This is a genomic window from Catenulispora rubra, assembly GCF_015356825.1.
Taxonomy (GTDB): Bacteria; Actinomycetota; Actinomycetes; order Streptomycetales; family Catenulisporaceae; genus Catenulispora; species Catenulispora rubra.
Genome location: NZ_JAACYW010000047.1, coordinates 14,288 through 40,985 on the forward strand (window position 1 = coordinate 14,288; position 26,698 = coordinate 40,985).

The 26,698-nt window shown below is 68.9% G+C and carries 19 protein-coding genes and 1 pseudogene; 14 read left to right on the top strand and 6 right to left on the bottom strand.

The window, feature by feature from the left end; genetic code table 11:
• Positions 1–30: 30 nt before the first annotated feature.
• Complete coding sequence (locus GWK61_RS15940; protein WP_194909157.1) at positions 31–396, bottom strand: hypothetical protein; 366 nt, start codon at positions 394–396, stop codon at positions 31–33.
• A 137-nt stretch (positions 397–533) separates the two neighbouring features.
• Between GWK61_RS15940 and GWK61_RS15945 the strand changes: the two genes are divergently transcribed.
• Entirely contained in the window at positions 534–2,684 is a 2,151-nt protein-coding gene (locus tag GWK61_RS15945) for a tetratricopeptide repeat protein (RefSeq protein ID WP_194909158.1), read from the top strand.
• Positions 2,685–2,688: 4 nt separating this feature from the next.
• Here GWK61_RS15945 and GWK61_RS15950 read toward each other — a convergent pair whose 3' ends face one another.
• On the bottom strand, positions 2,689–3,861 hold the full coding sequence (locus GWK61_RS15950; protein ID WP_194909159.1) for a hypothetical protein: 1,173 nt from the start codon (positions 3,859–3,861) through the stop codon (positions 2,689–2,691).
• 614 nt (positions 3,862–4,475) lie between these two features.
• On the opposite strand from GWK61_RS15950, the gene GWK61_RS15955 reads away from it, so the two are divergent.
• On the top strand, positions 4,476–5,840 hold the full coding sequence (locus GWK61_RS15955) for an acyltransferase family protein (protein WP_194909160.1): 1,365 nt from the start codon (positions 4,476–4,478) through the stop codon (positions 5,838–5,840).
• Here the strand turns inward: GWK61_RS15955 and GWK61_RS60760 are convergent.
• Together GWK61_RS60760 and GWK61_RS15965 are read right to left on the bottom strand one after the other, a co-directional pair.
• A pseudogene (locus GWK61_RS60760) lies at positions 5,790–6,290 on the bottom strand (DUF998 domain-containing protein); the annotation flags it as partial. The gene GWK61_RS15955 and the pseudogene GWK61_RS60760 overlap by 51 nt on opposite strands.
• Before the next feature lie 116 nt (positions 6,291–6,406).
• On the bottom strand, positions 6,407–7,180 hold the full coding sequence (locus GWK61_RS15965) for an SDR family NAD(P)-dependent oxidoreductase (RefSeq protein ID WP_194909161.1): 774 nt from the start codon (positions 7,178–7,180) through the stop codon (positions 6,407–6,409).
• 227 nt (positions 7,181–7,407) lie between these two features.
• Between GWK61_RS15965 and GWK61_RS15970 the strand changes: the two genes are divergently transcribed.
• The 6 genes from GWK61_RS15970 (at position 7,408) to GWK61_RS59525 (ending at position 14,709) form a co-directional block, all read left to right on the top strand.
• Positions 7,408–8,265 carry an NAD-dependent epimerase/dehydratase family protein gene (locus GWK61_RS15970; RefSeq protein ID WP_194909162.1) on the top strand — a complete coding sequence of 286 codons (858 nt, stop codon included), beginning with the start codon at positions 7,408–7,410 and terminating at the stop codon, positions 8,263–8,265.
• Between the two features lie 222 nt (positions 8,266–8,487).
• Positions 8,488–10,026: a restriction endonuclease gene (locus tag GWK61_RS15975; RefSeq protein ID WP_194909163.1), complete on the top strand. Its 1,539-nt coding sequence runs from the start codon at positions 8,488–8,490 to the stop codon at positions 10,024–10,026.
• 151 nt (positions 10,027–10,177) lie between these two features.
• Positions 10,178–11,014 (top strand): vWA domain-containing protein, encoded by an 837-nt coding sequence (locus tag GWK61_RS15980; RefSeq protein WP_194909186.1) that lies wholly within the window; start codon positions 10,178–10,180, stop codon positions 11,012–11,014.
• The gene (locus GWK61_RS15985; RefSeq protein WP_194909164.1) at positions 11,011–11,823 is read left to right on the top strand and encodes a hypothetical protein; all 813 of its coding nucleotides are present in this window, start codon (positions 11,011–11,013) and stop codon (positions 11,821–11,823) included. The genes GWK61_RS15980 and GWK61_RS15985 overlap by 4 nt, the downstream gene beginning before the upstream one ends.
• Before the next feature lie 5 nt (positions 11,824–11,828).
• Entirely contained in the window at positions 11,829–13,979 is a 2,151-nt protein-coding gene (locus GWK61_RS15990; protein WP_194909165.1) for a phosphotransferase family protein, read from the top strand.
• A 73-nt stretch (positions 13,980–14,052) separates the two neighbouring features.
• Positions 14,053–14,709 (top strand): restriction endonuclease, encoded by a 657-nt coding sequence (locus GWK61_RS59525; protein ID WP_323747588.1) that lies wholly within the window; start codon positions 14,053–14,055, stop codon positions 14,707–14,709.
• Positions 14,710–14,810: 101 nt separating this feature from the next.
• Here GWK61_RS59525 and GWK61_RS16000 read toward each other — a convergent pair whose 3' ends face one another.
• Complete coding sequence (locus GWK61_RS16000; RefSeq protein ID WP_194909166.1) at positions 14,811–18,731, bottom strand: beta strand repeat-containing protein; 3,921 nt, start codon at positions 18,729–18,731, stop codon at positions 14,811–14,813.
• Between the two features lie 403 nt (positions 18,732–19,134).
• On the opposite strand from GWK61_RS16000, the gene GWK61_RS16005 reads away from it, so the two are divergent.
• From GWK61_RS16005 to GWK61_RS16015, 3 genes are all read left to right on the top strand, one after another.
• Entirely contained in the window at positions 19,135–20,385 is a 1,251-nt protein-coding gene (locus GWK61_RS16005) for a glycosyltransferase family 2 protein (protein ID WP_194909167.1), read from the top strand.
• 14 nt (positions 20,386–20,399) lie between these two features.
• The gene (locus GWK61_RS16010; RefSeq protein ID WP_228562398.1) at positions 20,400–21,926 is read left to right on the top strand and encodes an ArnT family glycosyltransferase; all 1,527 of its coding nucleotides are present in this window, start codon (positions 20,400–20,402) and stop codon (positions 21,924–21,926) included.
• Positions 21,927–22,009: 83 nt separating this feature from the next.
• Positions 22,010–23,563: a glycosyltransferase family 39 protein gene (locus GWK61_RS16015; protein ID WP_194909169.1), complete on the top strand. Its 1,554-nt coding sequence runs from the start codon at positions 22,010–22,012 to the stop codon at positions 23,561–23,563.
• Between the two features lie 73 nt (positions 23,564–23,636).
• On the opposite strand, the gene GWK61_RS16020 is transcribed toward GWK61_RS16015, so the two are convergent.
• Complete coding sequence (locus GWK61_RS16020) at positions 23,637–23,981, bottom strand: hypothetical protein (protein WP_194909170.1); 345 nt, start codon at positions 23,979–23,981, stop codon at positions 23,637–23,639.
• Positions 23,982–24,130: 149 nt separating this feature from the next.
• Here GWK61_RS16020 and GWK61_RS16025 point away from each other — a divergent pair, with 149 nt between their 5' ends.
• The 3 genes from GWK61_RS16025 to lhgD all read left to right on the top strand — a co-directional run bounded on the left by GWK61_RS16025 (position 24,131) and on the right by lhgD (position 26,318).
• Positions 24,131–24,340, top strand: coding sequence for a nuclear transport factor 2-like protein (locus tag GWK61_RS16025; RefSeq protein WP_194909171.1), 210 nt, complete (start codon positions 24,131–24,133; stop codon positions 24,338–24,340).
• A gap of 182 nt (positions 24,341–24,522) precedes the next feature.
• Complete coding sequence (locus GWK61_RS16030) at positions 24,523–24,954, top strand: DoxX family protein (protein WP_194909172.1); 432 nt, start codon at positions 24,523–24,525, stop codon at positions 24,952–24,954.
• A 173-nt stretch (positions 24,955–25,127) separates the two neighbouring features.
• The gene (gene lhgD, locus GWK61_RS16035) at positions 25,128–26,318 is read left to right on the top strand and encodes an L-2-hydroxyglutarate dehydrogenase (RefSeq protein WP_194909173.1); all 1,191 of its coding nucleotides are present in this window, start codon (positions 25,128–25,130) and stop codon (positions 26,316–26,318) included.
• Positions 26,319–26,698: the final 380 nt, after the last annotated feature.

Consider the following 26,698-nt stretch of genomic DNA (forward strand, 5'->3'; position numbering starts at 1 on the left):
TGCGATTACAAGCCCTCGGCGTCGGATCGCTCAGTTGAGCGTGATGTTCGCGTGGGTGTAGTCCCGGCCCTGCACGACGCGCTCGGCCGACCCGGACACATTGTTCGTGACGTTGTCCGAGCCTGCGATCGTGACGTTTCCCGATCCCATGACCGACTGGTGCCACTCGCCGAGCTCTCTGGCCAGGGCCGGGTCCGCTTGGGCGGCAGTGGCGAGTTCGTCGGCCAGCGCGGATGCTTCTTCGGCGGATGCTGGCAGCTCAGGGGTCCGACCCCGGTGGCGGGTCACGAGGGCCTTCAGGGCGTCCCACGCCTTCGAGCCGGCCTGGCTTGCCGCGCTGTCAAGGAACTTCGTCAGCGCGGCCGAGATCATGGTCGGAGTCAGTATGGGATCCATGTCGGCCTTTCGCGCGTCGAATATGGGTTCTGACATCCTACGCTGTGAGCTCGGCGTCCGGCCGAGCATGCTTGCCGAGTGGCGCGCGGCAGGTGTCGGTCTGGCAAGTACGAGCCCTGTCACCGTAGGCTGGGCAGGTGATAGACGCAGGTGGAGAGGCGAATCGGGGAGCGGTCGACAACGACGTCTCCGGGTCGGTGCACAGCCTCGTCCAGGGCCGCAGTTTCGACAATGCGACGATCAACTTCTTCGGCTCCGCGCCTCCGCGTCCGATCGGCACTCCGGCCATGCTGCCGCCCAGCTATGGCCCCTACACCGACCGGATCGCAGTGCACGAGCGTCTGGACCAGTTCGCCGATCGAGAAGTCGGGATGGTCCAGCTCGGCGGCGTGGCCGGGGTGGGGAAGTCCGCGACCGCCCTGCGCTATCTGCGTAGTCGCAGTGAGCGATACCGCGGGGGCGTCTACTACGCAGATCTCGGTGGCGGCCGTTCCGGTCGTGGCGTATCGGTCGCCGATGCCCTGGACAGCTGGCTGGTCGCCAAGGGCGTTCTGCCGGCCGACGTTCCGCCGAGTCTGGCCGCGCGCTCGGCGCTGTTCCGGCAGATGACTGCCGATGCGCCGGTTGCGGTGCTCATCGACGATCCCGTCAGCACGGCACAGGTGACGCCGCTGTGCCCGACGTCCGAGGGCAGCCTGATCATGGTAACCGCCCACCACGAGCTCGGCGGGATCCGCACGGCCCACGGCGCGGAGTTCCTCCGCGTGCCGATGCTCGAACACGACTATGCCCTGGAACTGTTGGCCGGCCTGGTCGGCGCGGAACGCCTCCACGCCGAACAGGAAGCCTTCGACCAACTGGCGGCGTTCAGCGAAGGCCATCCACTGATGTTGCGGGTCATCGCCGCGGAACTGAACCGCGGTCGGTGGGACACCGCCGAAGAGTTGGCTCTGCAGTTGGCGGACACCCGCAGCAGACTTCAGGCCGCGGACCAGATCATGGCATCAGGGGGTGACTACTCGGTGAACGCCGCCTTGGAGCTCAGCGTCAGGGGTCTGTCGGAGCCCGGCCGAGTTCTGCTGCGTGCGCTGGCGTCCCATCCCGGAGCGGAGTTCGGCGCGGACCTGGTCGCCTTCTTGGGGGCAGACTCCGGTGCCCTGGCGGATCTGGTCGAGTCGGGGCTGGTCACCCCGCTGCACGAGACCGGGGCGCCCCGCTTCCTGCGACGCTGGCGGCTGCACACTCTGGTGCAGGACTTCGTCCGGCGCGAGGCGGCATCGGATCTCACCGCGTCGATCGCGACCGAGAAGGCGATCATCGGCTGGTACCTGCGCCGCACCGCGGTGGCCGACAGGGCCCGTTCTCCGCGCTGGCACATCGGGCCGGACTTCACGGACGAGCCGCCCTTCGAGGATGCCGTCGCCGCCGTCCGCTGGCTGGAAGCCGAGCAGGCGAATCTGCGAAGCGCCGTGATCGCGGCGTCCGACTCGGGCGACCACGGCACTGTGTGGCAGTTGTGCGAGGTCCTGTGGGGTCTGTACTTCTGGAGCAACGCCTTCGGCGACTGGATCGACACCCACCAGCTGGGCATCGAATCGGCGATGCGTCTCGGCGACCGGGCGGCGGAGGGGCGCATCAGGTTGCAGCTTGGCTTTGCCTACTACAACCAGGACGATATAGACCAAGCCGCGGCGGAGTTCGCTTCCGCCGTTCCCGCCGCCGAGGACAGCGGAATGGCCAAGCTGCTGGCTGCCGCGATCGAGTCGGTCGGCCTGGCCGATCTGCGGCTCGGGCGGCCGCGGCAGGCCCTTGACGCGTTCGATCAGGTGCTCGCGCTGGTTGAGGCGGATCCTGAGGCCGGGCCTGCCGCTGTCGGCAACGTTCAGCGGCACCGGGCTCGAGCCCTCGGTGCCCTGGGTCGGCAGGCCGAGGCCATCGCCATCGTCAACGATCACGCGATCCCCGCCTACGAGGCCGACGGGAACAGCGCCTACAACCTGGCTCGAACGCTCGTCGATCTCAGTGACCTTCTGATCGCCGGCGGCCGAGCCGACGAAGCCGTGGAACACGTGCACCTGGCCATCGCGGAGTTCGGCCGCCTTCGCAACCCTCTGCAAGGCGCGGTGGCGCTGACCACTCTTGCGTCGGCCTACGAGGCGCTCGGCGACATCGAGAACGCCACCAACGCCTTGCTCCGTGCGGCCGAAGTCTACGAAGCGCTGGGCTCGCTCAAGGCACCTGATGTCCGAGCCCGCGCTCAGGCATTGCAAGGTGGAGTCGAGAGTTGAACGATCAGGGGTCGCGGGGTAGAGGGACGCGGACGATCTCGTCGTAGAGCTGGGACGCCAATGTCGCGGGGTCCCTGCCCGGCGCAGTATCGCGGACGATCTCGGTCCCGTCCCGCAGCCTCATCCGGCAGGTATCGCCATCGATCAGACCAGCCACGGTCAGGCCCGGCAGGCGCTCGAAGACTCGTTCCGCCCAATCCGGTGGCGCCCCGAGCGCGTCGCGGACCATCACGTCGGCCATCTCGGCGGCACGCCCGGCTGGCTGCGTCGCGTCGACGACCACATGCCCGCCGACTCGTGGCGTGCTGGCGTGGGCTACGGCCATCGGGAACCGCTCGACCCTGTCACCTTCTACTGTGGCCCACAACGGCGACACGCGTTGCCGCTGGTGATGCAGTACGGGCACCGGCTCGGGCACGGCTGGCGACGGCGGCTCATCCAGGCCCAGTACGCGGTAGAACAGGGTTCTGAGAAGTTCCAGCGAGCGTCCGGGGAAGGACGTCACGCGGCCCGTCACGTCGGCGTACTGAGCAGGTTCATACGTGGCCATCAGCTTCTCGATCTGGTCCCGTAAGCACGAGTCCAGCTGTAACCGCGGCGCCGCTTCGGCGAATTGCGCGATCGGCGACTCGGGGTCCACCGCGTCGGCGGGATACGTTGCGAGAACAGTGGGAATGCCGAGCGCCGCGCCGTAGAACGTCACGGAACCGTGGTCGCCCACGACGGCGTCGGCGGCAAGCAGCGCCGCGCGCCACTCCAACGGCGGCACGACCAGTAGTCCGCCGCGGCGTGCGTGGGCCAGAACACGCTCGACTTCAGCTCTGCCGTGTGCGTGGACGACGTTGGGATGGATCACGGCGGCCACCATGAAGTCATCCACCGGCAACTCCGCCACCAGGCGCTCGACGAGGTCGATATGCCTGCCGAACAGCGAGTTCTCGCCCCAGGTCGTGTTCACGACCACCAGTCGGCGGTCGCCCAGGCCGAGAGCCGAGCGGTAGAGGTCCCGGTCCGGTGCGCTCTCCAGCAATCTGTCGAAGCACGGATCGCCGGCGACGACGGCGGTTGACGCGGCCGCCGGGGCGGCCTTGCGGAACCGCTCGAGTTGCTCGGAATGGGACAGGATCTGGGCGGTCGCTATGGGTTCGCCGTCATGGAGGACCCAGGCATCCGACAAGCCGAACACCGAGCGGCTCGCGGCTCGCGGCTCGCGGCTCCCGGCTCCCGGCTCCCGGCTCCCGGCTCCCGGCTCCCGGCTCCCGGCTCCCGGCTCCCGGACTCAAGGTACTTATTGTATCCCATGCCGTGTGGAAGTATGACAATTGGCGCATTCAGCTCCCACAACGCACCCCCATGGGACGCCGATATCGCCAATCCGAACCGCAGTCGGCAGGCGTCAGCCCAGTCGAGGCCGACGAAGCCGTTGCTCGTGAACAGTGCCGAGATGCCGTTTCGAAAAGGAGACGAGCCCGGGCACGTGAACGCCAGCCCGAGGCGGGAGTCGCCGGCAAAGGCGGGCACCAGATCCAGCAGTCGCGTGGCCGCAGTGACGTTGTGGACTACCAGAAGGACAGACGAGTCCGAGTGCGTCCGGAAGGTGTTCCACTCCGCGGCTTTTGCTCCATACGGAACGCGACCCCATTCTGGCAATTCCACCCGCGCATCGCTCCTCATCAACGGTCGAGCCACCATAGCGTGGCCGCGCTGCCAGTGGTCCGGTCCAATAATTCCCCCAGACCCGGGTAGGCCCCCTTCATCTCGAAGTTCGCCCAAGGCCGGCCGAAGGACGACATGGCGCGGAATCGCTACGCGGACCTGCTGCGGGTCGTGGCCATCAGCGGGGTGGTCTACGGCCACTGGCTGTTGGTCTCGGTCACCTACCGGCACGGGCGGTTGTCCGGCGTCAACGCGATCGACTACATCGGCTGGGGGCGGTGGGTCACCTGGGCCATGCAGGTGATGCCGGTCTTCTTCCTCGTCGGCGGCTACGTCAACGCCGGGTCGTGGATCACGCACCACGCCCAGGGCGAGGGCTGGACCCGGTGGGTCCGCGACCGCGTCATGCGGCTGCTGTGGCCGACCGCCGCCTACATCGCGGTGGCGATCGTCGCGGTGCTGATCGCGCAGGCGGCGGGGGTGCCCCATGCGGAGCTCGCCGAGATCGCCTGGCTCATGGCCCTGCACCTGTGGTTCCTGCCGGTCTACCTGCTGCTCAACGCGCTCACGCCGGTCCTGCTGGCCGCGCACCGGCGGTGGGGGCTGGCGGTGCCGGCCGCGATGGCCGTGGCGACCGCGCTGGTCGAGGTGGTCCGGACCGCCCCGGGCCTGCACTTCGTCGGCTACGCCAACTACCTGTTCGTGTGGGGCGGCATCCACCAGTGGGGCTTCGCGTGGCTGGACGGCAGGCTGACCGCGCCGCGGTGGCGCCCGTACGCGATGACCGTGGTCGGGGCGGCGCTGCTGGTGGGGCTGGTGGCGTCCGGTACGTACAAGGTCGACATGGTCGGCTCCGGCAACACCAACCCGCCCTCGATCGCCCTGCTGGCGTTCGCCGCCGCCCAGTCGGGCCTGGTGCTGGCGGCGGAGCCCTGGGCCTCCCGGCGGCTGGCCGGGCCGCGCCTGTGGCCGCGGGTGAAGCGCCTGAACAGCGTGGTCATGAACGTCTACCTGTGGCACTTCGTGCCCGCGCTCGTCGCCGCGCTGGCCCTCTACGCCACCGGGGTGTTCGCGCAGCCCGCCATCGGCAGCGCGCGGTGGTGGGAGCTGCGGGTGATCTGGCTGGCCCTGCTGACGGTGCTGCTCGTTCCGGTGGTCGCGGGCGTCAGCCGGGCCGAGCGGCCGATGCTGCGCCTGCCCGGCGGGGTCGGCCCGGCCGGGTGGTGGTCACCGGTGCTGCTGGTGGTCGGCATTGCGGCCGCGGCTCAGAGCCTGGCCACCTTCGCCGTCGACGGCTTCGCGCCAGGTGGGCGCCTGCCGGGGCCGGCTCTGGGCGGGTTCCTCGTCGGGATGGTCGCGACCCTGCTGACCGGCCGCGTACCGAAGCCCGGCGGCGACGATCACCGGCCACAGCGACTGGAGCCCCGTGACGACGCGCTCGGCGACCCCGGCGTAGCCGTGGCCGTTCAGCTCGACCAGAAACCAGGCCGCGCTGATTAGCACGACCACGGTGAACGCGGCCGAGGTCCCCGGCCGCAACGGCCACGGGGCGGACGGACGGTCTTCCACGACCAGGCAGGGCCAGGCCGCGAGCGCCGCGAAGGCCGTCCCGGTGGCCACGACGTGCTGGGGCGTGGTGCCGCCGTCGCCGGGTTCCGGAAAGGCCGCCACCGCGATCGAACAGACACCGCCGAGGAGCAGGCACATCCGCCCCGCGGGCCGTACCTGCTTGAGCCCGTACGCCGTGACGAGGTAGCACACGCCGATGCCGGCGAACACCGAGGTCATCAACCACCGGTCGGTCGCCCGGTCGGCGGCCAGCGCGCTGATGGTGTGGCTGAGCGGATCGAACCCCGTGGGCTGAAGGGCCGCCGCGGCCGTCCAGCCGCCGATCAGCAGGATCGGGGCGGTACCGGATGACAGCAGCGTCCACCACGGAACGAGCGACATACCCACACCGTATGTCTGCGCGCGCGACCGAACTTGTTCTACGGGACTCGGGGAGGCTGTTGCGCTCGGCCAAATGGGGGACCGCGACTTTCAAACTCCGGCCATGGTGAGCTCTATCAGCCGTGGATCGTCGTCCCAGTGAGTTCGGCGCAGTAGTCGAGGAGCGCGTCTTGAACCGCCGCCTCGTGCGCTTCGGCGGAAACCAGGCGCTCCCGCTGGTGGTAGAAGTGCCGACCGGTGACCCTCGCCGCCGCGTCGTCGCTGACGGCCAGCCACGCCTGCGTCACCGGGCCCTGATCCAGGTCGTCCGGCGCGCCGCGCCCGCCCATCTTCGTCGGAACCCACCCCGGCTCCACCGAGTTCGACAGCACGTCCGGCCACCGGCGCGCGACACCGAACGCCAGCAGGACGTCGAACAGCTTGCTGTCGCTGTAAGCCTGCGAACCGTTCCAGCGGCGGTCGGCCCACTGCGGATCGGACAGATCCGGGTCCCCACCGCGCGCCATGCCCGAGCTGAGGTAGACCAGCCGGTCCGGCCGCGTCATCAACGCGGTCAGCAGGTAGGGCGCGAGCACGTTGACCGTGAACAGCTGGCTCAGGCGGTCGACGGTCTCGACGCGGCGCGGCTCGCGGTAGCCGAGGCCCGCGTTGTGGATGACGGCGTCGAACCGGCCCGCCGCGTTGGCCGCGGCGGCGAGCGACCGGATGCCGTCGAGGGATCCTAGATCGGCCACCAGCACGTGCTCGGCGGCCGGCACTGCGGCGCGCGTCTGCTCGGCCCGCTTGTCGTTACGCGCGTGCAGAGTGACCGAGTGGCCTTGGGCGATCAGCAGGCGGCCGGCCATCAGGCCGAGCCCGTCGGAGGACCCGGTGATCAGGACGTGAGCCATGGTTGCATCACCTTCTGGAGAGCGTTCGAGATTCGTTCGAGCTTCGCGGGCGGCCGCTGCCGCAGGCGACACATCAACTCTTGACCTCCCGACCCTGTGCCGTCCAAGACCTATTCCGCGTCCTGTGATGCCCTGCGGGTATCACAGAGAGCCGAAGAGGTCTTGGACGCGATCGTCGATCAGGCCGCATCGTGGAGACGAACCCGAACAGCGGCGGAGGATGGCAAATGAGGATTTTCCTGACAGGTGGATCCGGCTACATCGGCCGGGCCACGATCGCCGAGCTGGTGCGCCACGGCCACGCCGTGGAGGCGCTGGCGCGCAGCGAGCAGTCGGCGCAGGCCGTCGCGGGTGTCGGCGCGGTCGCGGTCCGCGGCGGCCTCGCCGACCTGGACGTGCTCCGTGACGCGGCCGCCCGCGCCGAGGCGGTGATCCACCTCGCGCAGGCCGACTCCCCGGCCACCGAACTCGCCGCGGCCACCGCCATGCAAGACGGCGTCGGGGCCGGAACCTACGTGCACACCGGCGGCAGCTGGGTCTACGGCGACACCGACGGCGTGCAGGACGAGACCGCGCCGTGGAATCCGCCGAGCGTCGTGGCATGGCGCAAGTCGGTCGAGGACCAGGTCCTGGCGCGCGCCGCCGAAGGAGCACGCCCCGTCATCGTGCAGCCCGGCCTGCTCTACGGCGGCGACAACCGGCTGATCGAGCACTTCTTCATCGCCCCGGGCAAGCGCGACGGCGCGGTCCCGTACATCGGTGACGGCGCCAACCGCTGGTCGCTGATCCACGTCGACGACGTCGCCACGCTCTACGTCGCCGCCCTCGCCGCGAAGGCCGGATCGGTCTACATCGGCGTCGGCGAGAACCACCCGACGATGAAGGAGGTCGCCGAGGCGGCCTCGCGCGGCGCCGGCCTTGGCGGCAAGACGGTCTCGATCACTCTCCAACAGGCCCGCGCCCAGATGGGTCCGGTCGCGGACGCGTTCGCGCTGGACCAGCGGCTGACGTCGGCCAAGGCTCGGCGCGAGCTGGGCTGGGTACCGACGCACGACGATCCGCTCGGGACTTTCGAGCAGGGCTGAGAAGCTGCTCGAGTACGGGTCGCCGACCCCGCGATGGCTTTGCGAACCAGCGAACGCCACCGGGTTTGCGTGGTCCACAGGGCCAGCTGACAGAACCGTCGGACGGCTGGCTCGTGTACATGATGTCAGCCGGCGAACGCATCCCGTCATCGGCAGGTTCGATCCCAGGTGAGTCAGGGTACTTACTCCGGCGTATCCGGATCGAACCGGCCTGGGGGCCACATGGCGCGCAAGAAGTCACTGATGCAGCAAATGCTGGCTGCCCAGCGGGAGCGGCAGCGCCACGCTGAAGCTGAAGAGAAACGGCAGGCTGCGGCGCAGGACCGCGCGGCGCGGGCCCAGCAGCAGGCTGAACTCCAGGAGCAGAAAAACCGCGACGCGCGCGAGTTGGCAACCTACAAGTCGAATCTTGCGCGCGCCGAACAGCAGAAGAAGCAGCAGGCCGCAGAGGCCGCCAAGATCGAGCGGGATCTGGAGCGTCGCGAGCAGCAGCGAGAGCGTGAAGCGGCGCGCCAACGCGACGTCGAGGCCCGGGCGCGCAAGGCGGCGGAGGCTGAACGGTCCAGAGCCGACGCCGCCGAGGCACGAGCGGCCAAGGCGGCCGCGGTGGAAGAGATGAAGGCCGAGGCCGCGCAACGTACGGCCGAAGTAGAGCAGCGCGTCGCTGCCTTCGCCGGGGTTCTCGCGGACCGTGAGCGCAGGTTGCACCATCACCGACTGGCGCTGGAGGAGGAGTTCGATTCCCGCGGTGCCGAGGCGCTGGCTGCGGCTGTTGCTGAGTTGCTGGCGCAGCTCGGCTATCCGGAGCACCTGCAGGACGCTGTGCGCGCGGCGTACGCCCCGGAGACACGTGAGCTGCTGCTGGAGATCGAGCTTCCCCGCCAAACGGTGATCCCGGCCGAAGCCGCCTTCCGGTACGCACCGTCCAAAGCGGCCATCGTGGCCGAGCCGAGGAAACCCGCCGAGATCCGACAGATGTTCCGTGATCTGGCCGCGCGTTTCACGTTGAGGGCTCTCGACTACGCCCTCGCGATCAGCCCGCCGAGTCTGGTGGACGTGATTCTGGTCAACGGGCATGTGCGTGCCAAGGACCCGGCGACCGGCAAACCCATCCATCCCTGCTTGGTCAGCGTGAAGACCACCCGTGAGCACTTCGAGGAGATCGAGCTCGATGAGCCGACCCTGGACCCGGGCACATGCCTGAAGTACCTAAACGCCATGCTGTCACCGCACCCCTACGACCTCGAGGGTGTGCGCCCCGTGCTCGCCTTCGACCTCAGCCGGTTCAAGTTCGTCGAAGAGCTGGACGTGCTTTCCCAGCTTGATCACCGCAAGGATCTTCTGCAGTTGAGCCCGACGGAGTTCGAACATCTGGTGCGCCAACTGTTTGAGGCGATGGGGCTGAAAGCGTGGGTCACCCAAGCCAGCCGTGACGACGGGGTGGACGGGTTCGCCTTCAACCCCGATCCGGTGCTCGGCGGACAGTGCGTGATTCAGGCTAAGCGCTACAGCAAGGTGATTCCCATCGAGGCGGTGCGTGCATTGGAAGGCACCATCCAAGACAAACGCGCCGCCAAGGGAATCCTGGTGGCGACCTCGTGGTTCAGCTCTGCCGACCGGGAATTCGCCGATCGCATGGGGCGTATAGAGCTCATCGACGGCAGCAATCTCAAGGCTCTCCTCGCCGAGCACCTCGGTTTGGACGTGGTCATCGGCTTGGAGCGTCTCCCCCTGGGGTGGCTGCCCTCTGACATCGCATAGCACGAGCCGATCCGGCGGGACTGTTGGTGCGTGCCGGACCCGCACAATCCCTGTGCGCGGCCGGTCACCCGCTGTATGATCGGGCGATCGGTCGCATGACAGGGCTCTGATGAGCATGTGTGCGGCCGTCGAAATCCTTGGGGGGATGCCAATGACCTATACAGCCGAGATCAGCAGGTCCAATCCCGGATGCTTCGTGTTCCTGGTCGACCAGTCCGCGTCGATGTCGGATCCCATCGGTGGCGAGGCGCCGGGGCGCAAAGCCGACGTCGTCTCCGATGCGATCAACCGGTTGCTTACGGAGCTGTCGGTGAAATGCGCCAAGGAAGAGGGCGTCAGGGACTACTTCCACGTGGCGGTCATCGGGTACGGCCATTCCGTCGGCCCGGCCCTCGGCGGCCCGCTGTCCGGCCGCGACCTCGTACCGTTGAGCCAGATCGCTGACAACCCGGCGCGGGTCGAGGAACGGTCGAAGAAGGTCCCGGACGGGGCCGGCGGCCTGGTCGAGACGACAGCGAGCTTTCCGGTGTGGATGACTCCGGTAGCCAACGGTGGGACGCCGATGGTGGCCGGCCTCGGGTACGCACGGCGGCTGATCGCGCAGTGGCTCGACGAGCATCCCGGCGGGTTTCCGCCGATCGTCCTGAACCTGTCGGACGGGGAGTCGACCGACGGCGATCCGGGGCCCGCGGCCGCTGAGATCACGTCACTGGCCAGCGCCGACGGCGGCGTCTTGTTGTTCAACCTGCACGTCTCCGCGGTCGGTGGTACCCCGGTCGGGTTCCCGGACACGGATGCCGCGCTCCCGGATGCCCACGCGCGCACCTTGTTCGGCATCTCGAGCCTGCTGCCCGGCCACATGAGATCGTATGCCGCCGCACAGGGTAAGAAGGTCAGCGACGGGACACGCGGCTTCGTCTACAACGCCGATATCAGTGCCGTCGTGCAGTTCCTGGACATCGGAACTCGTGCCACTGAACTGCGGTGACCGCCACACCGGCCTATGTTTCGCGGTTCCTCGTCCCGAAGGACGGGCATGACGCAGACCAGTGCGAAGACGCTCTCGTAGTGTCGCCGCTGGTCGAGTGTGACCAGCCGATCGCCGACGCGTTCCTGGCCGTCCTGTGCGATGGGGCATCGGAGAGCCTGTTGGCCCGGGACTGGGCCCGCCTGCTTGCGGAGGAGCTCGCCAGTCGCGTTGAGCGGAGGCCGAGAACGGTGGGTTCCCCGACGGCCGCCGCGAACGCGATCGCGGCGGCGGCACGGGGGTGGGACTCCTGGCTGGCCTCGTACCTCGAACGCAGGGAGAACGGCGGCAAACCGGTGGCCTGGTACGAGAAGCCGGGCCTCGAGCGCGGCGCGTACGCCACGGCCCTTGCGGTGAGCGTCCGTGCCGACGAAAAGCGGTGGCGATGGAACGCGGCCGCACTCGGGGACACGTGCCTGTTCCACGTCCGTGGCGACCGACTGCTTTACGCGTTCCCCGTTTCGGATCCGGTGGATTTCGGTGTGACCCCGGCATTGGCGGGGAGCCGTAACCACGACGCCGCGCTTCTCGCCAGGCACGTAAAAGTCGCGGCTGGCGAGTGCGAATCCGGTGACGCCCTCTTCATGGCGACGGACGCCCTCGCTGCGTGGTTCCTCACCAGTACGGCAACCGGCAAGCAGCCGTGGAACCTCCTCCGCGAGTTCGCAGGTCGAGAACCTTCGGAGTTCGAGGACTTCATAGCTTCGCTGCGGTCCGTCGGGGACATGCGCAATGACGACGTCGCCTTCGTCCACTTCGACATCGGATAGGGTCCATGGCAGGAAACCAGACCTTCCCCAGTGGCGCCGACTACGCCGAGGCGATTCAGAACCCACGGATCTGCTTCCAGGATCCCGAGCTGCGTGATGGTCGGCCGGAATTGACGGGTCTCAGGCAACCCAGGCCGATCTCCGGCAACTTCGCCTCCGTGTTCTCCATGACCTCGCCGAGCGGACTTCGCTACGCGGTCAAGTGCTTCACGCGCGACGTCGCCGATCAGCGCAGCCGGTACGAGGCCATCAGCCGGCATCTCGCCCGAGTTGATGACAGCTCCCTGTCGCAACCCTGGCGCATGGACTTCAGTTACCTGCCAGACGGGATACTCGTCCACGGCAAGCGCTGGCCCGTGCTCAAGATGGCCTGGGTCGACGGCACGGGTCTGATCAGCTGGCTGGAGACGCACCGCGCCGATCACGTAGCCGTCCACAATCTCGCAGACCGCTTCGCCGCGCTGGTCGCGGATCTCGAAACCGCTCGCATCGGCCACGGCGACCTCCAGCACGGCAACCTGTTGGTGGCACCCGACGGCACCTTGCGGCTCGTCGACTACGACGGCATGTTCGTGCCGGCGCTCGCCAGTGCCCGAGCAGTCGAAGAGGGACACCGGCACTACCAGGCTCCCATGCGCCGGAACTCAGGGGACTACAACGAGACCATCGATCGATTCTCCGCGTGGGTCATCTACCTTTCGCTGATGGCGCTCTCGGTTGACTCGACTTTGTGGGACCGTCTGCGGGCCGCGGATGCCGAGCATCTCCTGACCTGCGAAGAGGACTACGCGACCCCGTCAGCGTCCTGGCGGCTGAACCAACTGGTCGCTACCGGTGGCGAGGTGGGCCGGATCGCTGAGATGGTCCGGGACCTCGCGGGCAAACCGACTCATTCGATGCCGAAGCTCGCGCCGGTGTCACGCGGCACCTCGACAAGCTCCGTGATCGAAGCGTCGCCCGCGCCCCACACCGCTGCGGGATCTGTCGCGCCGAGCGCCGGCCGTCGTCCGGCCTGGCTCGACGACCACATCGAGCCCACACCGGCCCCTGCGCAGGCGCGGTTCACGCACCGTCGGCCCTCCGATGTGGTCTTCGCACTCTCAGGACTGCTCACGACGGCGTTGGGACTCATCGCCATAGTCCTCGACCCGCTGATGGCGTACCTCGGCACCATCGTGATCGCGGTCGGACTTGTGATCGCAGACCTCGGCCGACGAGCCCGTCCGGAGTGGCGGACGGCCCGTGACACACGCCGGTCGCGGGCGAAACAGATCGCCGCCTTCGGCGATCCGGCGGGGCGACTTCAGCAGGTGGAGCGGGACCGCGTCAGACAGGACACGCAGATCTCGCAACAGATCGACGCCGTGGTCCGAGAGCAACGCGAGGCGGTCACCAGGCGAGTGAACGACGTGGCGCGGGTGGACCGCACACTTGCCGGGCAGTTGTCCGCGATCTCTCAACGCAAGCAGCGGATCGAGGCGGATCACAGCAGGCGGATCACGTTGGAACTCGAGCGGATCCGTACCGCCCACGTCCAGGACCGGCTGCGTCGCCACACCATTCACCAGGGCATCAAGGGCATCAATGGCCTGGGTCCGGCCGCGGCTGCCACACTCACCGCGCACGGTGTCCGTACCGCGGCCGACGTCCAGATCGCGCTTGTCGCCGGAAGCCCCGCGTACTCCTCGCGTATGGCGTATTTCGTGCTGCCCGGCGGCAACAGGACGCGGATCGACGGAATAGGGGAGGTCAAGGCGAAGGCGCTGCTGGCGTGGCGGGACGGCCTGACCCGTGAGGCGCTGCGCACCGCGCCGACTTCGCTGCCGCCCGGTCAGGAATCCGCCCTGCGGAACGCCAAGAGCGCCGACTTCGCAAGCCTTGATGCCGAGCACCGCACGGCAGAAGACTCGGCCCGGTTGGAGAAGATCAACCTCAACGTCAGGGCGGGTCAGGAAGCGACCCGGCTGGCCGATCGGCACAAGGAGTTGTCGGCCGAGCTGGCGGGCGGCCGAGTGAAGTTCTCATCGGAAGCGGCGGCGCTGCGAGACCAGGTGAACCAGCGGAATCGGGCGGTCGCTGCAGCCGACGTGGAGCGGCGCGGTTTCCGCCGATTGCGACTTCACCGCTATCTGGTGTTCGCCGTCCTCGGGTCATGAAGCAGGCGTCTTTCGAGCATGCGACTGGGGAGGTGGTGTCGTGACACGCAGACGGAGCTCGACTACGACGGACGTGACGGTCCTCGCGGGCCGGCTCGTGACCGTGACCGTGGTGGCTGTAGTGAAAGCCGTGGTCAGAATGCCGTCGCTGCTCCTGTTGCTCGCGCCGGTGCTGTTGGTCGTGGCCGCCGATGGCAGCGCTGGAGATCCGTTGCGCAGCGCAGTCCTGATCATCGGGACTATCGTGGTCGCCGGATTCTTCGGGCGCTGGCGGTACCGTAGATGGCTGCAGAGGCAGGCCGACAGAGCGGCTGCGGAGCAGCTGCAGGCCCTTCGTGCACGGGAGATCGCCACCTACCACGCCATGAACGCACGGCAGTTCGAGGAAGCGCTGGCTTATCTCTGTGCCAGAGATGGATGTTCGCAGACGTCTGTTGTCGGAGGCTCCGGCGATCTGGGGGCGGACGTCGTAGCCGTCACCCCGGATGGTCGGCGACTCGTCATCCAGGCCAAACGCTACGCACAGGGAAACAACGTGTCCGGCCCGGATCTCCAGCGGTTCGGAGGGACTTGTTACGCGATTCATGGAGCGCACGTCGCCGTTGTCATCACGACTGGTGGTTTCACCAGGCAAGCGCGTGAGTACGCGGCCAAACTCGGGATCCGGCTGATCGACAATGACAGCCTCGCCGCTTGGGCCTCGGGGACTGGCCCGGCGCCGTGGAATTGATCGTCACGGGCATCAAAGATATTCATGCCTCATGATCGCGATCTGCTGCCGTCGAGCGCCGCCGCGCTACTACAGCACGGCGGCGCCCGACCGACAGCCGACTACGGCGTGTAGCTCACCACCGGATTCGTCACCAGATGCGTGTCGGTGAGCGACCCGTCCCCGCCGGTGAACGCCACCAGCACCTTCGGCGGCAGCGTGACCGCCGCGTCCAGGACCTGCGTGCCGTCCAGCGTGACGACGACGTGCGACGCCGCGGTGATGGTGACCGTGACCGCGTGCGCCCCGGTGTTCCGGAGCGCCGGGATCGCCGTGTTCGACGCGACCGCGTTCAGGTTGGCGTTGCCGAAGGTCGCCGTCCCGACCGCGCACCATGCCGCGTGCCCGTAGATTCCCATGTCGCCATACGTGTTCAGCGAGACGAACGTCGCCGGCAGCGCCGCGACGCCGAGTCCGCCGCCGGCCTGGCCGAGCGCCGTGTTCGTGGTCTGCGACGCGTCCAGCAGGGCGAACGTCATGCCGTCCGCGCCCTGGGTCGCCGACCCGGAGATGGTCGCCGAGAACGACGCCGTCAGCCCGATCGGGTTCACCGCGGTGCTGTTGACGACGGTCCCGGCCGAGCCCGTGGTGCCGTCGGCGGTCAGGGTGGCCGTTCCACCGGGTGCGGCCGTGGTGCCGGCCGCGACCACGGCCGTGCCGTTGGCCCGCCACGTGGCGTCGGTCAGCGCCGGCAGGTTCGCGGTGACGCCGCCGGTGCCGCCGTAGCCGGACAGGGCCACGGTGACGGTCCCGGAGGTGGTGGTGACGCCGAACGAAGAACCCTGCGACCCGGAGGCGGACGAGGTCGGTGCGAACGTCACGGGCACCGTGACGGTCCCGGCCGGGGCGACGGTCACCCCCGCGGCCGGCAGCGTCGCGGTGAACGCGCCGGTCGGGGCCGTCACCGAGGTCACCGTCTCGGTGCGGCCGCCGTTGTTGGTCAGCACGACGTTCTGCGAGGCGGTGCCGCCGATCGCGACGTTGCCGAACGCCACCGAGCCCGGGTTCGCGGTCAGCGCCTGGCCGACCGGTGTCGAGGTCCCCGGCGCGATGCTCAGGCCACTGACGGCGATGACGTTGTTCAGTCCGCCGGTGCTCCCGGTGAACCCGGCGAACGCGCTCGCCGGGATGACCCCGGCGGCCGGCGCGTAGTTCAGCAGCTGCGTCCCGTCCACCGACACCTTCACCGAGGAGCCGGTGACCGTGACGGCGAGCTGGTGCGCCGCCGACCCCCACGCCGCGGGCAGTTTCGCCGCCGCGAGGCAGTTGACGTCCTGGCCGCCGTCGCCCGGGCCCTGCGCGACGCACACGTAGTCGCCGTAGCCGAGCTTGCCGTTCCACGACGAGGCACCGACCACCGCGAGCCCGGTCAGGCCGGAGAAGCCCATCCCGCCGCCCGCGGCGCCCACGCCGGCCGCCGTGCCCTTGGTGGCGTCGACCAACGCGAAGCTGAAGCCGTCGCCGCCGGTGCCACCGCTCATCCGCGCGGTGAACGACGCGGTCAGGCCGTTCGTCGGCACCGCGGAGGTGTAGAACGCCGAACCCCGCTGGTTGTTCGTCGCCGGGGTCAGCTGGATGGTGCCCGCCGCACTGCTCGGGAGCGTCGCCGCGCCGTTCGCCTGCCACGAGGTCGGCGGCGTCGGCAGGACCGGCACGCCGGTGCCGGTGATCGGCTCGTTCATCACGCCCTGCCCGCTGTCGGGCGTCAGCGTGTACTGAGTCGTCTGCGCTCCCGTCGTCGAGGGCTTGAACTGCACGGTGACTGTGATCGTCTGGTCCGCACCGAGAACAAGGCCTTCGGGGACCGGGTTCGGGACGTTGAAGTCGCCGCCGGGCGCCTTCGCCTTGGACAGCGTGGTCGGGATGTTGCCGGTGTTCGACACCGTGAACGAGGCCGAGGCGGTGGCCCCGACCGGGACGTTCCCGAACGCCAGGGTCGACGGGCTGAACACCAGGTTGGCCTGTCCGGTGATGGCCGAAGCGGAGATCGGCACGGTCAGCGTCCCAGACGTGGAGCTCACAGTGACCGAGGCGTTGTCCGTCGCCGCGACCGTCGGGGCGTAGGTGATGCTGAACGCGAAGGTGCCGCCGGCCGGGACGACGGTGCCTGCTGCCGGCAGTCCGGTGACCGTGTAAGGGCTCGTGGGTGCGGTCGTGCCGCTGATCGTCTCAGCACCCGTACCCGTGTCGGTGACGGTCACGTTGACCGTGTCCGTCGTCCCCGTCGGCTGCTGGTTGAAGGCGACCGTGCCCGGCGAGGCACCGAAACCGGGCTTGACGCCGTAGCCGGTCACGCCGACGCCGACGGTGCCGGAGTCGGTAGCGAAGTCGACGATCCCGGTCACCGAGCCGGCGGCCGTCGGCGCGAAAGACACCGGCAGCGACATCGTGCCGCCGGTGGCCAGCGTCACCGGCAGCGTGGGCGCGGTCGCCGAGAACGGTGCGGCCGCGGTGATCCGCGAGATCGTCACCGGCTTGGTCGCGGTCACCGTCAGCGTGGCGGTGCCGGAGGACCCGACGTTCACCTTGCCGAGGTCCACCGTGGCCGCGGTCAGCGCCGCCGTGGTCGGCGAGCCGAAGGCCATGACAGTGCCCTGCGTCGAGCCGTTCTGCACATCGCCGCGCGTTCCGACGTAGACCTTCCCGCCGTCGGTGGCCGGGGTGGCGAACTTGGAGGCGAAACCGATCGGCCAGGAGCCCAGCAGCGCCAGCGTCCCGTTGCCGTCCGGCACGGCGTTGTAGGCGCGCAGCTGGCCGCCGGTGCCGAAGGAGCCGCCGGAGTACTCGACCCACACCACCGCGGTCCCGGAGGTGGTGCCCGAGGAGGTGACGACCGGCGCGCCGGAGGTGTAGCCGAAGCCGCCGCCGCTGCTGGTGCCGGCCAGGCTCAGCACGGGAGTCCCGGCGCCGTCGAGGCCGTACTTCAGGGCCCGCAGCGGTGCGCCGTTGTCGACGACGTAGGCGTAGCCGCCGTCGCCGCCCCAGAACGCCGGGTGGTTCCACTGGCCGCCGGCCCCCGGTGTCATGGTGCTGACATCGGCGTCGGTGCCGCCGGGACCCTGCGCCATGCCGCCGAGATTGTCGCGGTCGAGCAGGAAGACCCGACCGTCCTTGCCCTGCTGCATCAGCAGGTGCGGGTGGGCGGCGGTACCGAAGGTGTCCGGCAGGGCCATCGGGCCGCCGGAGGCGAGATCCTTGTCCGCGCTGTCCAGGTCGTGCGCGTTCGTCGGCGAGAAGAAGTCCGCCGTCGACAGCGAGCCGTCGGCATTGACCGACAGGTGCACCACCGCCTCGGACAGATATGGCGGCGGGTTGGTTCCGGCCGCCGGGGCCGGCGAGACGCCGTTGCCGGTCGCGATGTACATCCCGCCATTGGCGTCGGCGACGATCCCGCCGCCGGACTGCCAGATGCCACCGCCGCCGCCGGCCCAGGTGACCTCCGAGGCCCACATCGCGGTCTGCTTCCCGGCAGTGGAGACGCCCACGACATAGCCACGGTAGGGACCGTTGTCACAGTGCGAGCCGAAGGCCGCGTAGACGACGCCGTTGAGGAGCAGCAGGCCGGGGCGCTGCATCTGGTGCTCGGCGTTGAAGGGCACGTTCTGCGGGTCGTTCGACGGCGAACCGCCGATCCGCACCGGGAAGCCGGCCTTCTCCGTGCCGTCCACCGGCGACACCGCGTGCATATACCAGTTGGGACTGGTGATATCCGTGCCGTCATTGACCTTGGCCGTGAAATAGACGTATCCCGAAGCCGGATCGTAAACCGGGGTCGAGGTCACGCCGATGTTCGGATAAAGGTCTGTGCACTGGCTCCAGACTTTCGTGATCGGCCAGGCCGGACCCACGTCGTCGGTCCATCTGATGGCCCCGGTGGCGGGATCCATACCGTATATCTTGTCATTCTCGGTCGCGGCGACGACGGTGTTCTTGACGACGATCGGCTGTGCGTAGACCTGGCCGTCGACCGGAGTGCTGAACAATTGCCCGAACGAGGACGACGCGACGCCGGCCGGGGTCAGCGCGGGTTCGTTCCGGTCCCATCCGGTCCTGTAAGTATCCTGCGATACCGTGGTAACGTCGGCACTGGCCGCGGGTGAGGGCAAGGTGAGAACCGCCGAGACCAGTACGGCGACGACGGCGACGGCGATCGCCGGCCGTGCGCGCCTTCGCGTGATTCTGCCCGAAAGAAGCACTTTACCCCCTGCGCGGATCCCGATCCGGCCATTGTGCCGGAAGCCGGAAACTACCAGCGCCCAAGCACCTCGGCGATCGCGGTGCGCAATAATTTACACTCCGTTCCCAGAGCGTTGGCTTTGGCCATGGGAAAGTGTTGAGTGCGGGCCACCCCGGGTCGACCGGTCGCGTTCAGGGGGATCCAACTCAATGTTCTCAATCGCCATCATCTTGTTCTCCGCGTTCCAATTCGGCGTCGCGGCTTTCACCTTGTGGTGGATGCTGCACGCCTGGCGCACGCCGGAGACGCTCGAATCCACGAAGTTCGCAGCCCCCGACGGCGACTGCGGCCTGTCGTTCTCGCTCCTGGTGCCGGCGCGGCACGAGCAGGAGGTCCTGGACCACACGGTGACCCGGCTGCTGGAGTCGACGCACACCGACTACGAGGTCCTGGTCATCGTCGGCCACGACGACCCGGAGACCGCCGAGGTGGCGCACGGTCTGGCCGCGCGGAACGCCGACCGGGTCCGGGTGGTCACCGACTACCACGAGAAGAAGAACAAGCCCAAGGCGCTGAACAACGCGCTCCCGCACTGCCGCGGCGAGGTCGTCGGGGTCTTCGACGCCGAGGACCAGGTGCATCCGGAGCTGCTGGCGCACGTCGACCACGCGTTCCGGGACACCGGCGCCGCGGTCGTGCAGGGCGGCGTGCAGCTCATCAACTACCACTCCTCCTGGTACAGCCTGCGCAACTGCCTGGAGTACTTCTTCTGGTTCCGCAGCCGGCTGCACCTGCACGCCAGCAAGGGCTTCATCCCGCTCGGCGGCAACACCGTGTTCGTGCGGACCGACCTGCTGCGCGCGAACGGCGGCTGGGACCAGGAGTGCCTGGCGGAGGACTGCGACCTCGGCGTCCGGCTCTCGTCGCAGGGGGCGAAGGTGGTCGTCGCCTACGACTCGGAGATGGTCACCCGCGAGGAGACGCCCGGTTCGGTCGTCGCGCTGATGAAGCAGCGGACCCGCTGGAACCAGGGCTTCCTGCAGGTCCTGCGGAAGAAGGACTGGAAGCGGCTCCCCTCGCGGCGCCAGCGCATGCTGGCCCGCTACACGCTGATGACGCCGTTCTTCCAGGCGTTCTCCGGCATCCTGGTCATGCTCGGCTTCACCGTCGCGCTCATCACGAACGTGCCGATCGGGGTCGCGCTGATCTCGTTCCTGCCGGTGATCCCGATGCTGGCGACGTTCTTCTTCGAAGCCGTGGGGCTGCACGACTTCGGCAAGCAGTACCAGCTTCCGGTGCGGCCGCAGCACTACGTCAAGCTGCTCCTCGGCGGCCCGGTCTACCAGCTGATCCTGGCCTGGGCGGCGCTGCGCGCGGTGTGGCGCGAGGCGCGCGGCCGCAAGGACTGGGAGCTCACCAAGCACGTCGGCGCGCACCTGGAAGCCGAGGCCGCACTCTGATGCGGGGACGGGCCTTGGACTTCGTCCGCCGCCACCCCGACCTGTCGGTCTGCCTGCCGCTGGTGGCCCTCATCGTGCTGGTGCAGGGCAAGAACATCGCCAACTTCCCGACGGTCAGCGACGACGAGGGGACCTACCTCGCGCAGGCCTGGGCGATCCAGCACGGCCACGGCCTCGCGCACTACAGCTACTGGTACGACCACCCGCCGCTGGGCTGGATCCAGATCGCCGCGCTGTCCTGGATCCCGGCGCTGTTCGACCACGGGACCATGGTCGTGATGCACGCGCGGGTGATCATGCTGCCGGTGACGGCGATCGCCTCGGCGCTCGTATACGTGCTCTGCCGCCGGATCGGCATGGCGCGGTGGGCCGCCGCGCTGGGCGTCGTGGTCTTCGGGCTGTCGCCGCTGTCGGTGACCATGCAGCGCGAGATCTACCTCGACAACTTCGCCGTGGTGTGGATGGTCGCCGCCTTCGTGCTGGCGCTGTCGCCGAAGCGGCACCTGTGGCACCACGTCGGGTCCGGGGCCTGCGCGGCGGTCTCGATCCTGTCGAAGGAGACGATGCTGGTCGTCGCGCCGGCGCTGCTGTGGGCGCTATGGCAGGGCTCGGACAAGGCGACGCGCAAGTTCTCCGTCGTCGGGTTCCTGTCCGCGGCCGGGCTGATCGTCCTGCAGTATCCGCTCTACGCGCTACTCAAGGGCGAGTTGTTCGCCGGGCCCGGGCACAACTCGCTGTTCGGGGCCATCTCCTATCAGCTGGGGCGGTCCGGCTCCGGGAACATCCTGCGCGGCGGATCGGTGTCGAACCTGACGCTGCACTGGTGGCTGGTGCGGGACCCGATCCTGATGTACGCCGGGACGGCGTCCTCGTTCCTGGCCCTGGCGGTCCGGCGGCTGCGGCCGGTCGCGCTTGCCGGCGTCATCCTGATCGTCGTCGGGGCCCGGCCGACCGGCTACCTGCCGGCGATGTACGTGATCCAGGCGATCCCGTTCTTCGCCGTCTCGATCGCCGGGCTCGCCGACGCCGTCGTTTCTCTTCTCTTGCAAGAACGGACGCGAGCCTGGATCCGCGGCTGGTGGCGCTGGGACGTGCCGTGGCGGCGGCTCGACGTGGCCGCGTTCGGCGGCGTCGTGCTGATCGGCCTGATCGCCCCGCAGTGGCAGACCGGCGACGCGACCGCCGACACGGCCTACTCCAACGACCAGTACGCCCAGGCCTCGTCCTGGATCAGGACGCACGTCCCGGACCACGCGCACACCCGGATCGTCGTCGACGACGCGATGTGGCCGGACCTGGCCGACCAGGGCTTCCAGCCCGGGCTCGGGGTGATCTGGTTCTACAAGGTGGACCTGGACCCGGCGGTCGCGCACACCATGCCCGACGGCTGGAAGGACATCGACTACGTCGTCTCGACGTCCGTGATCCGGCAGGACCCGAACGGGCTGCCGACGGTGCGGGAGGCCATGGGGCACGCCGGGGTCGTGGCGACCTTCGGGAGCGGGGACCAGCGGATCGACATTCTGAAGGTGAATCGGTGACGACGGTGGAATCCCGGTCCGACACGGCCGAGGACGGGCCGGGACCACAGGGTGGGGCGCTTGCGGGCGTTGAGGTGGCTGAGGTGGCTGAGGTGGCTGAGGCTGCCACAGAGTCGCAGGCAACGCGATCGAGCCTCGGCGACCGCATCAACACCCTGCTTCGCGGTCGGCTCCCGCTGGCGCTGATCATGATCCTGCAGGTCGTCCTGGCCTACCGGCTGTCCAACTCGGCCTTCGAGGACGAGTCGCTGTACCTCTACGCCGGCCACCGTGAGCTCGCGCTGGAGCTGCACGGCACGCCGACCTACGACTCCTACCCGAGCTACTTCTCGGGCGCCCCGTTCCTGTATCCGATCCTCGCCGCCGCAGCCGACCACCTCGGCGGCCTGGAGGCGGCCCGGGCGATGAGCCTGGTGTTCCTGCTCGCGACCACCGGACTCCTCTGGACGATCACGCGGCGGCTCTACGGGCAGGCTCCGGCGATCCTCGCGGCGCTGCTGTTCGCGACGTCCGCGCCGACGCTGTTCCTCAGCCGGTTCGCCACCTACGACGCGCTGGCGATCCTGCTGTTGGCGGCGGCGTTCTGGATCGTGGTGCGGACGGCGCGGATGCCGGTCGCCGTGGTGTTGGCGGCGGCCCCTGTTCTGGCGTTGGCAGTCGCGGTCAAGTACGCGGCGCTGCTTTACGTGCCCACGGTGATCGCGGTGTCGGTGTTCATCGTCCCGGACCGCGCGCACCTGTCGCGCGCCCACTGGATCAGGGGCCTGGTACGCGGCCTCGCGTTGACGGCCGGAGTCGTGGCCCTTCTGCTCGCCGCGTACATGTCGCTCAGTCCTGACATGAAGCTCGGCATCAGACAGACGACGACCAGCCGCGACCTGGGCAATGACCCCGTCTCGGCGATCGTCCGGCTGTCGCTGGTCTGGTGCGGCTGGGTGTTCGCGCTGGCGGTGATCGGGGTCTGCTTCGAAGCGTTCCGCGGCAACCGTTCGCGGGCCCGCACCTGGTTGGCGGCCGTCCTCGCGGGCTCCGCGCTGCTGGCCACCGTCTACCAGGGCCACCTGCACAAGATGCAGTCTCTGCACAAGCACCTCGGGTTCGGCCTGATGTTCGCCGCCCCGGTCGCCGGCTTGGCGATCGCCGGCCTGGCCCGCCTCCAGCACAAGGACGTCCGCAAGCGCATTCCGGGCCTGGCGCTGGGAATCGCGTCGGTACTGACCCTCTACGCGACGCACGCGGTGGTACCGCTCTACGACGGCTGGCCGAACTCGACGAAGATGATCGACACCATCCGCCCGCTCGTGCACGACGGGCATGAGCGGTACCTCGCGGAGGAGAACGAGGTGCCGCGGTACTACCTCCGGGACAAGACGCAACCGTACGAGTGGTTCACGACGTTCTTCTTCTCCTACACGACGAAGCAGGGACAGGCGCTGCAGGGCGTCCAGGCGTACCAGAGCGCGTTGCAGGACCACTACTTCAACCTGGTGATCCTGGACCACGGCCCGACGGCGGCGCTCGACGACGAGTTGGACAAGACGCTGAGCGCGCAGGGCTCCGGGTATCGACTCGTGGCGCAGGTGCCGGGGGCGACCAGTCACGGGACGCAGATGTATGAGGTGTGGGCGGCCGGTTAGTCACCCGGACGCATGTTCCCGCCGGATCCGGTGCGGCGGGAACATGCGCTCACGTGCTCATTCGCTCACGTGCTCACTCGCCCTGGCCGGCCGGGGCCGCGAAGGCCGGTTCGACCGCCTGCCGCAGCGCGATGGCGGCGTGCAGCAGGCTCGCGGTCGTCAGGACGTCCTGGTCGTGCGGGCCGACGATCCGCCACCGGCCGTCGCCGTCCCGTCCCCGGGCGACCCCGAGCCGGACCGGTCGGGTGATGTCGGTGACGTCGGTGATGGTGACCTCGCCGTCCGCCGCCACGGCGGAGAAGGTGCGGCCCATGCACTTGACGACGGTCCGGTACCCGGACACCTCGTCGATGTCGAACACGCTGTTCACCTGCCGGTCAGAGGCCTCCGCCGGGCCTCTTCCTTCGCTTGCGGGCACGATGGGCGCCCCTCCTCGCGTTGCCGGGCTCGGCAGAACCCTGATTCGTGGTGACTTAGTGTAGTCGCCGTTTCGGACCGGCGAACCACGGGGTGGCCCTAGTGTCCTTAGGGGGTTCCCCCACTGGCATCGGCAGGCATGATGTCCGGATGACCCAGCTGCACGACTACATCGACGCCTGGGCCGCCGCCGGGGACACCCCGGTCGCCGAATGGATCTTCTCCTGCACCTCGCACGGCGAGGCGGCCACCTTCGAGGGCGCGACGATCGCCAGGCTCGACGGGGGCCGGATCGCCTCCCTCCGGGAGTACGCGACCTCGGCGCCGCTGTACGACTGGACGGGCGTCTGGCCTGAGTGAATGCCCTGGTGAACGCCCGGGTGAGGAGTAACTTTCACCCGCACCGGAAATCCGCTTCCGGAACTGAACCAGGGCCCTTATTTCAACGTTCTGTGACAGTCGGCCACACCCGGCCGCACGGGGGGACACCACCACGGTCCGGCGGCGCAGGCCGGCGGACGGACACGGAAGCGGAGAACCAGATGTCCACCCTGAAGTCTGTGCCGGAGTACGGCGCATCACTGTTCCGGATTGTGGTCGGCTTTCTCATCGCCTGCCACGGCGCCTCCACACTGTTCGGCTTCCCCGTCTCCGGCCACACGTCCTCGCCCTTGGCGTGGCCCGGCGGGGTCGCGGCGGCCCTGCAGTTCGGGTTCGGGGTGCTCGTGTTGCTCGGTCTCGGCACTCGGACGTCGGCGGTGATGGTCTCGGGGACCATGGCGTACGCCTACTTCTCCGTGCACCAGGAGAAGGCCTTGCTGCCGATGCAGAACGGCGGCGAGCCCGCCGCGCTGTTCTCGTGGGCGTTCCTCATGATCGCGATCGTCGGGCCCGGTCCGCTGGCGGTCGACGCGCTGCGGGCTAAGGCGAGGGTTCGCGTGACCGCCGCCGGGGAACCCGCAGCGGCCGTCTAGCCAGGGGTAGGTCTAGGCACGTATACGTGTAAGCACGTGTAAGGCAACTGAGCGCCGGGCGGATCCGAAGTACCGCTCCTTCGGGTCCGGCCGGGCTTCGCTTCACCGTTCGATCCCGGCGCCACCGCCGATTCCCACACCTGCTGCCACCGAGTCGCGTAGCCTGACCAATCGTGCGCAGTGTCGTAGTCGTCGGGGGCGGGATCGTCGGTCTGGCCGTGGCCTGGGAGCTGACCGGGCGCGGGCTGGGCGTCACCGTCCTGGAGAAGGAGGCCGAGTGGGCCTCGCACCAGACCGGCCACAATTCGAACGTCGTCCACGCCGGGCTGTACTACAAGCCGGGCTCGTTCAAGGCCCGCATGTCCGTCGCCGGCAACCGGTCCATCGTGGAGTTCGCCCGGGAGCACGGCGTGCCCGTCGAGGTGTGCGGGAAGCTCGTCGTCGCGACCGGCGACGAGGAGATTCTGGCGCTCGACGTGCTGGCCGAGCGTGCCGTGGCCAACGGCGTGCCCGCGAAGCGGATCACCCCGGCCGAGGCCCGCGAGTACGAGCCCGAGGTCTCGTGCGTCGCCGCGCTGCGGGTCGAGTCCACCGGGATCATCGACTATCCGGGCGTGTGCGCCGCGCTGGTCCGGCTCCTCGGCGAGGCCGGCGCCGACCTGCGGCTGAACAGCGCCGCGCTCGGGATCCGGGCCGGGCGCAACGGCGGCGTCGAGGTCGCCACCGGGGCAGGCATCGTCCGAGCCGACGCCCTGGTCAACTGCGCCGGCTTGCACTCCGACCGGGTGGCGCGGCTGGCCGGACTGATGCCGTCGGCACAGATCGTGCCCTTCCGCGGCGAGTACTACGAGCTCCGGCCCGAGAGCCGCCACCTGGTCAGGGGCCTGATCTACCCGGTACCGGACCCGACGCTGCCGTTCCTGGGCGTGCACCTGACGCGGATGCTCGACGGCAGCGTGCACGCCGGCCCGAACGCCGTACTGGCACTGCGCCGCGAGGGCTACCGCTGGACCGACGTCTCCGCGAAGGACATCGCCGAAGTGGCGGCCTTCCCCGGCACCTGGCGCCTCGCCCGCCGCTACGCGATCCCGACGGGCCTGGACGAGGTCCGCCGCTCGTTCTCGAAGCGCCGCTTCGCCGCCAGCCTGGCCCGCCTCGTCCCCGCCGTCACCGAGGACGACATCGTCCGCCACGGCTCAGGCGTCCGCGCCCAGGCCATGCGCCGCGACGGCTCCCTGGTCGACGACTTCCTCATCGAGACCGCCCGCGACCAGGTGCACGTGCTGAACGCGCCGTCGCCGGCCGCTACGAGTGCGCTTGAGATCGCTCGGCATATCGCGGATCGGGTGACCGAGGGGGTGTGAAGTCGCTCCGGGAGGACATGTCGCGCTCCGCGATTTGGTGACAAGGTCAATCGACGGGCTCCGATGTGGTGCCGAGGCGGTACTTGTGGCGCGCACCGTGTTGAGTGTTTGCTTCGGGCCATCTCCGGATCCCAAGTGGCGTTTCCGCAGGTCATGCAGGATATGACTTTCTGCCAGTCAGGCGTGGCAAGTGTCCACCGCGCATTGTTCATGATCGCGTATCCCGTGTGGCCCTCGAAGGGCGGGTCTGCGGGCGCAATGGCGGTTGATCTCTGGCATCGTCGCCAAGTTGGCGACCATGTCTTGATCCGTCCGGAAAACGGTTCCCATGGAGGCACGGCGTCGTCCAAGTTGGGGACGGGTGAGGCGTGTCGACCGTT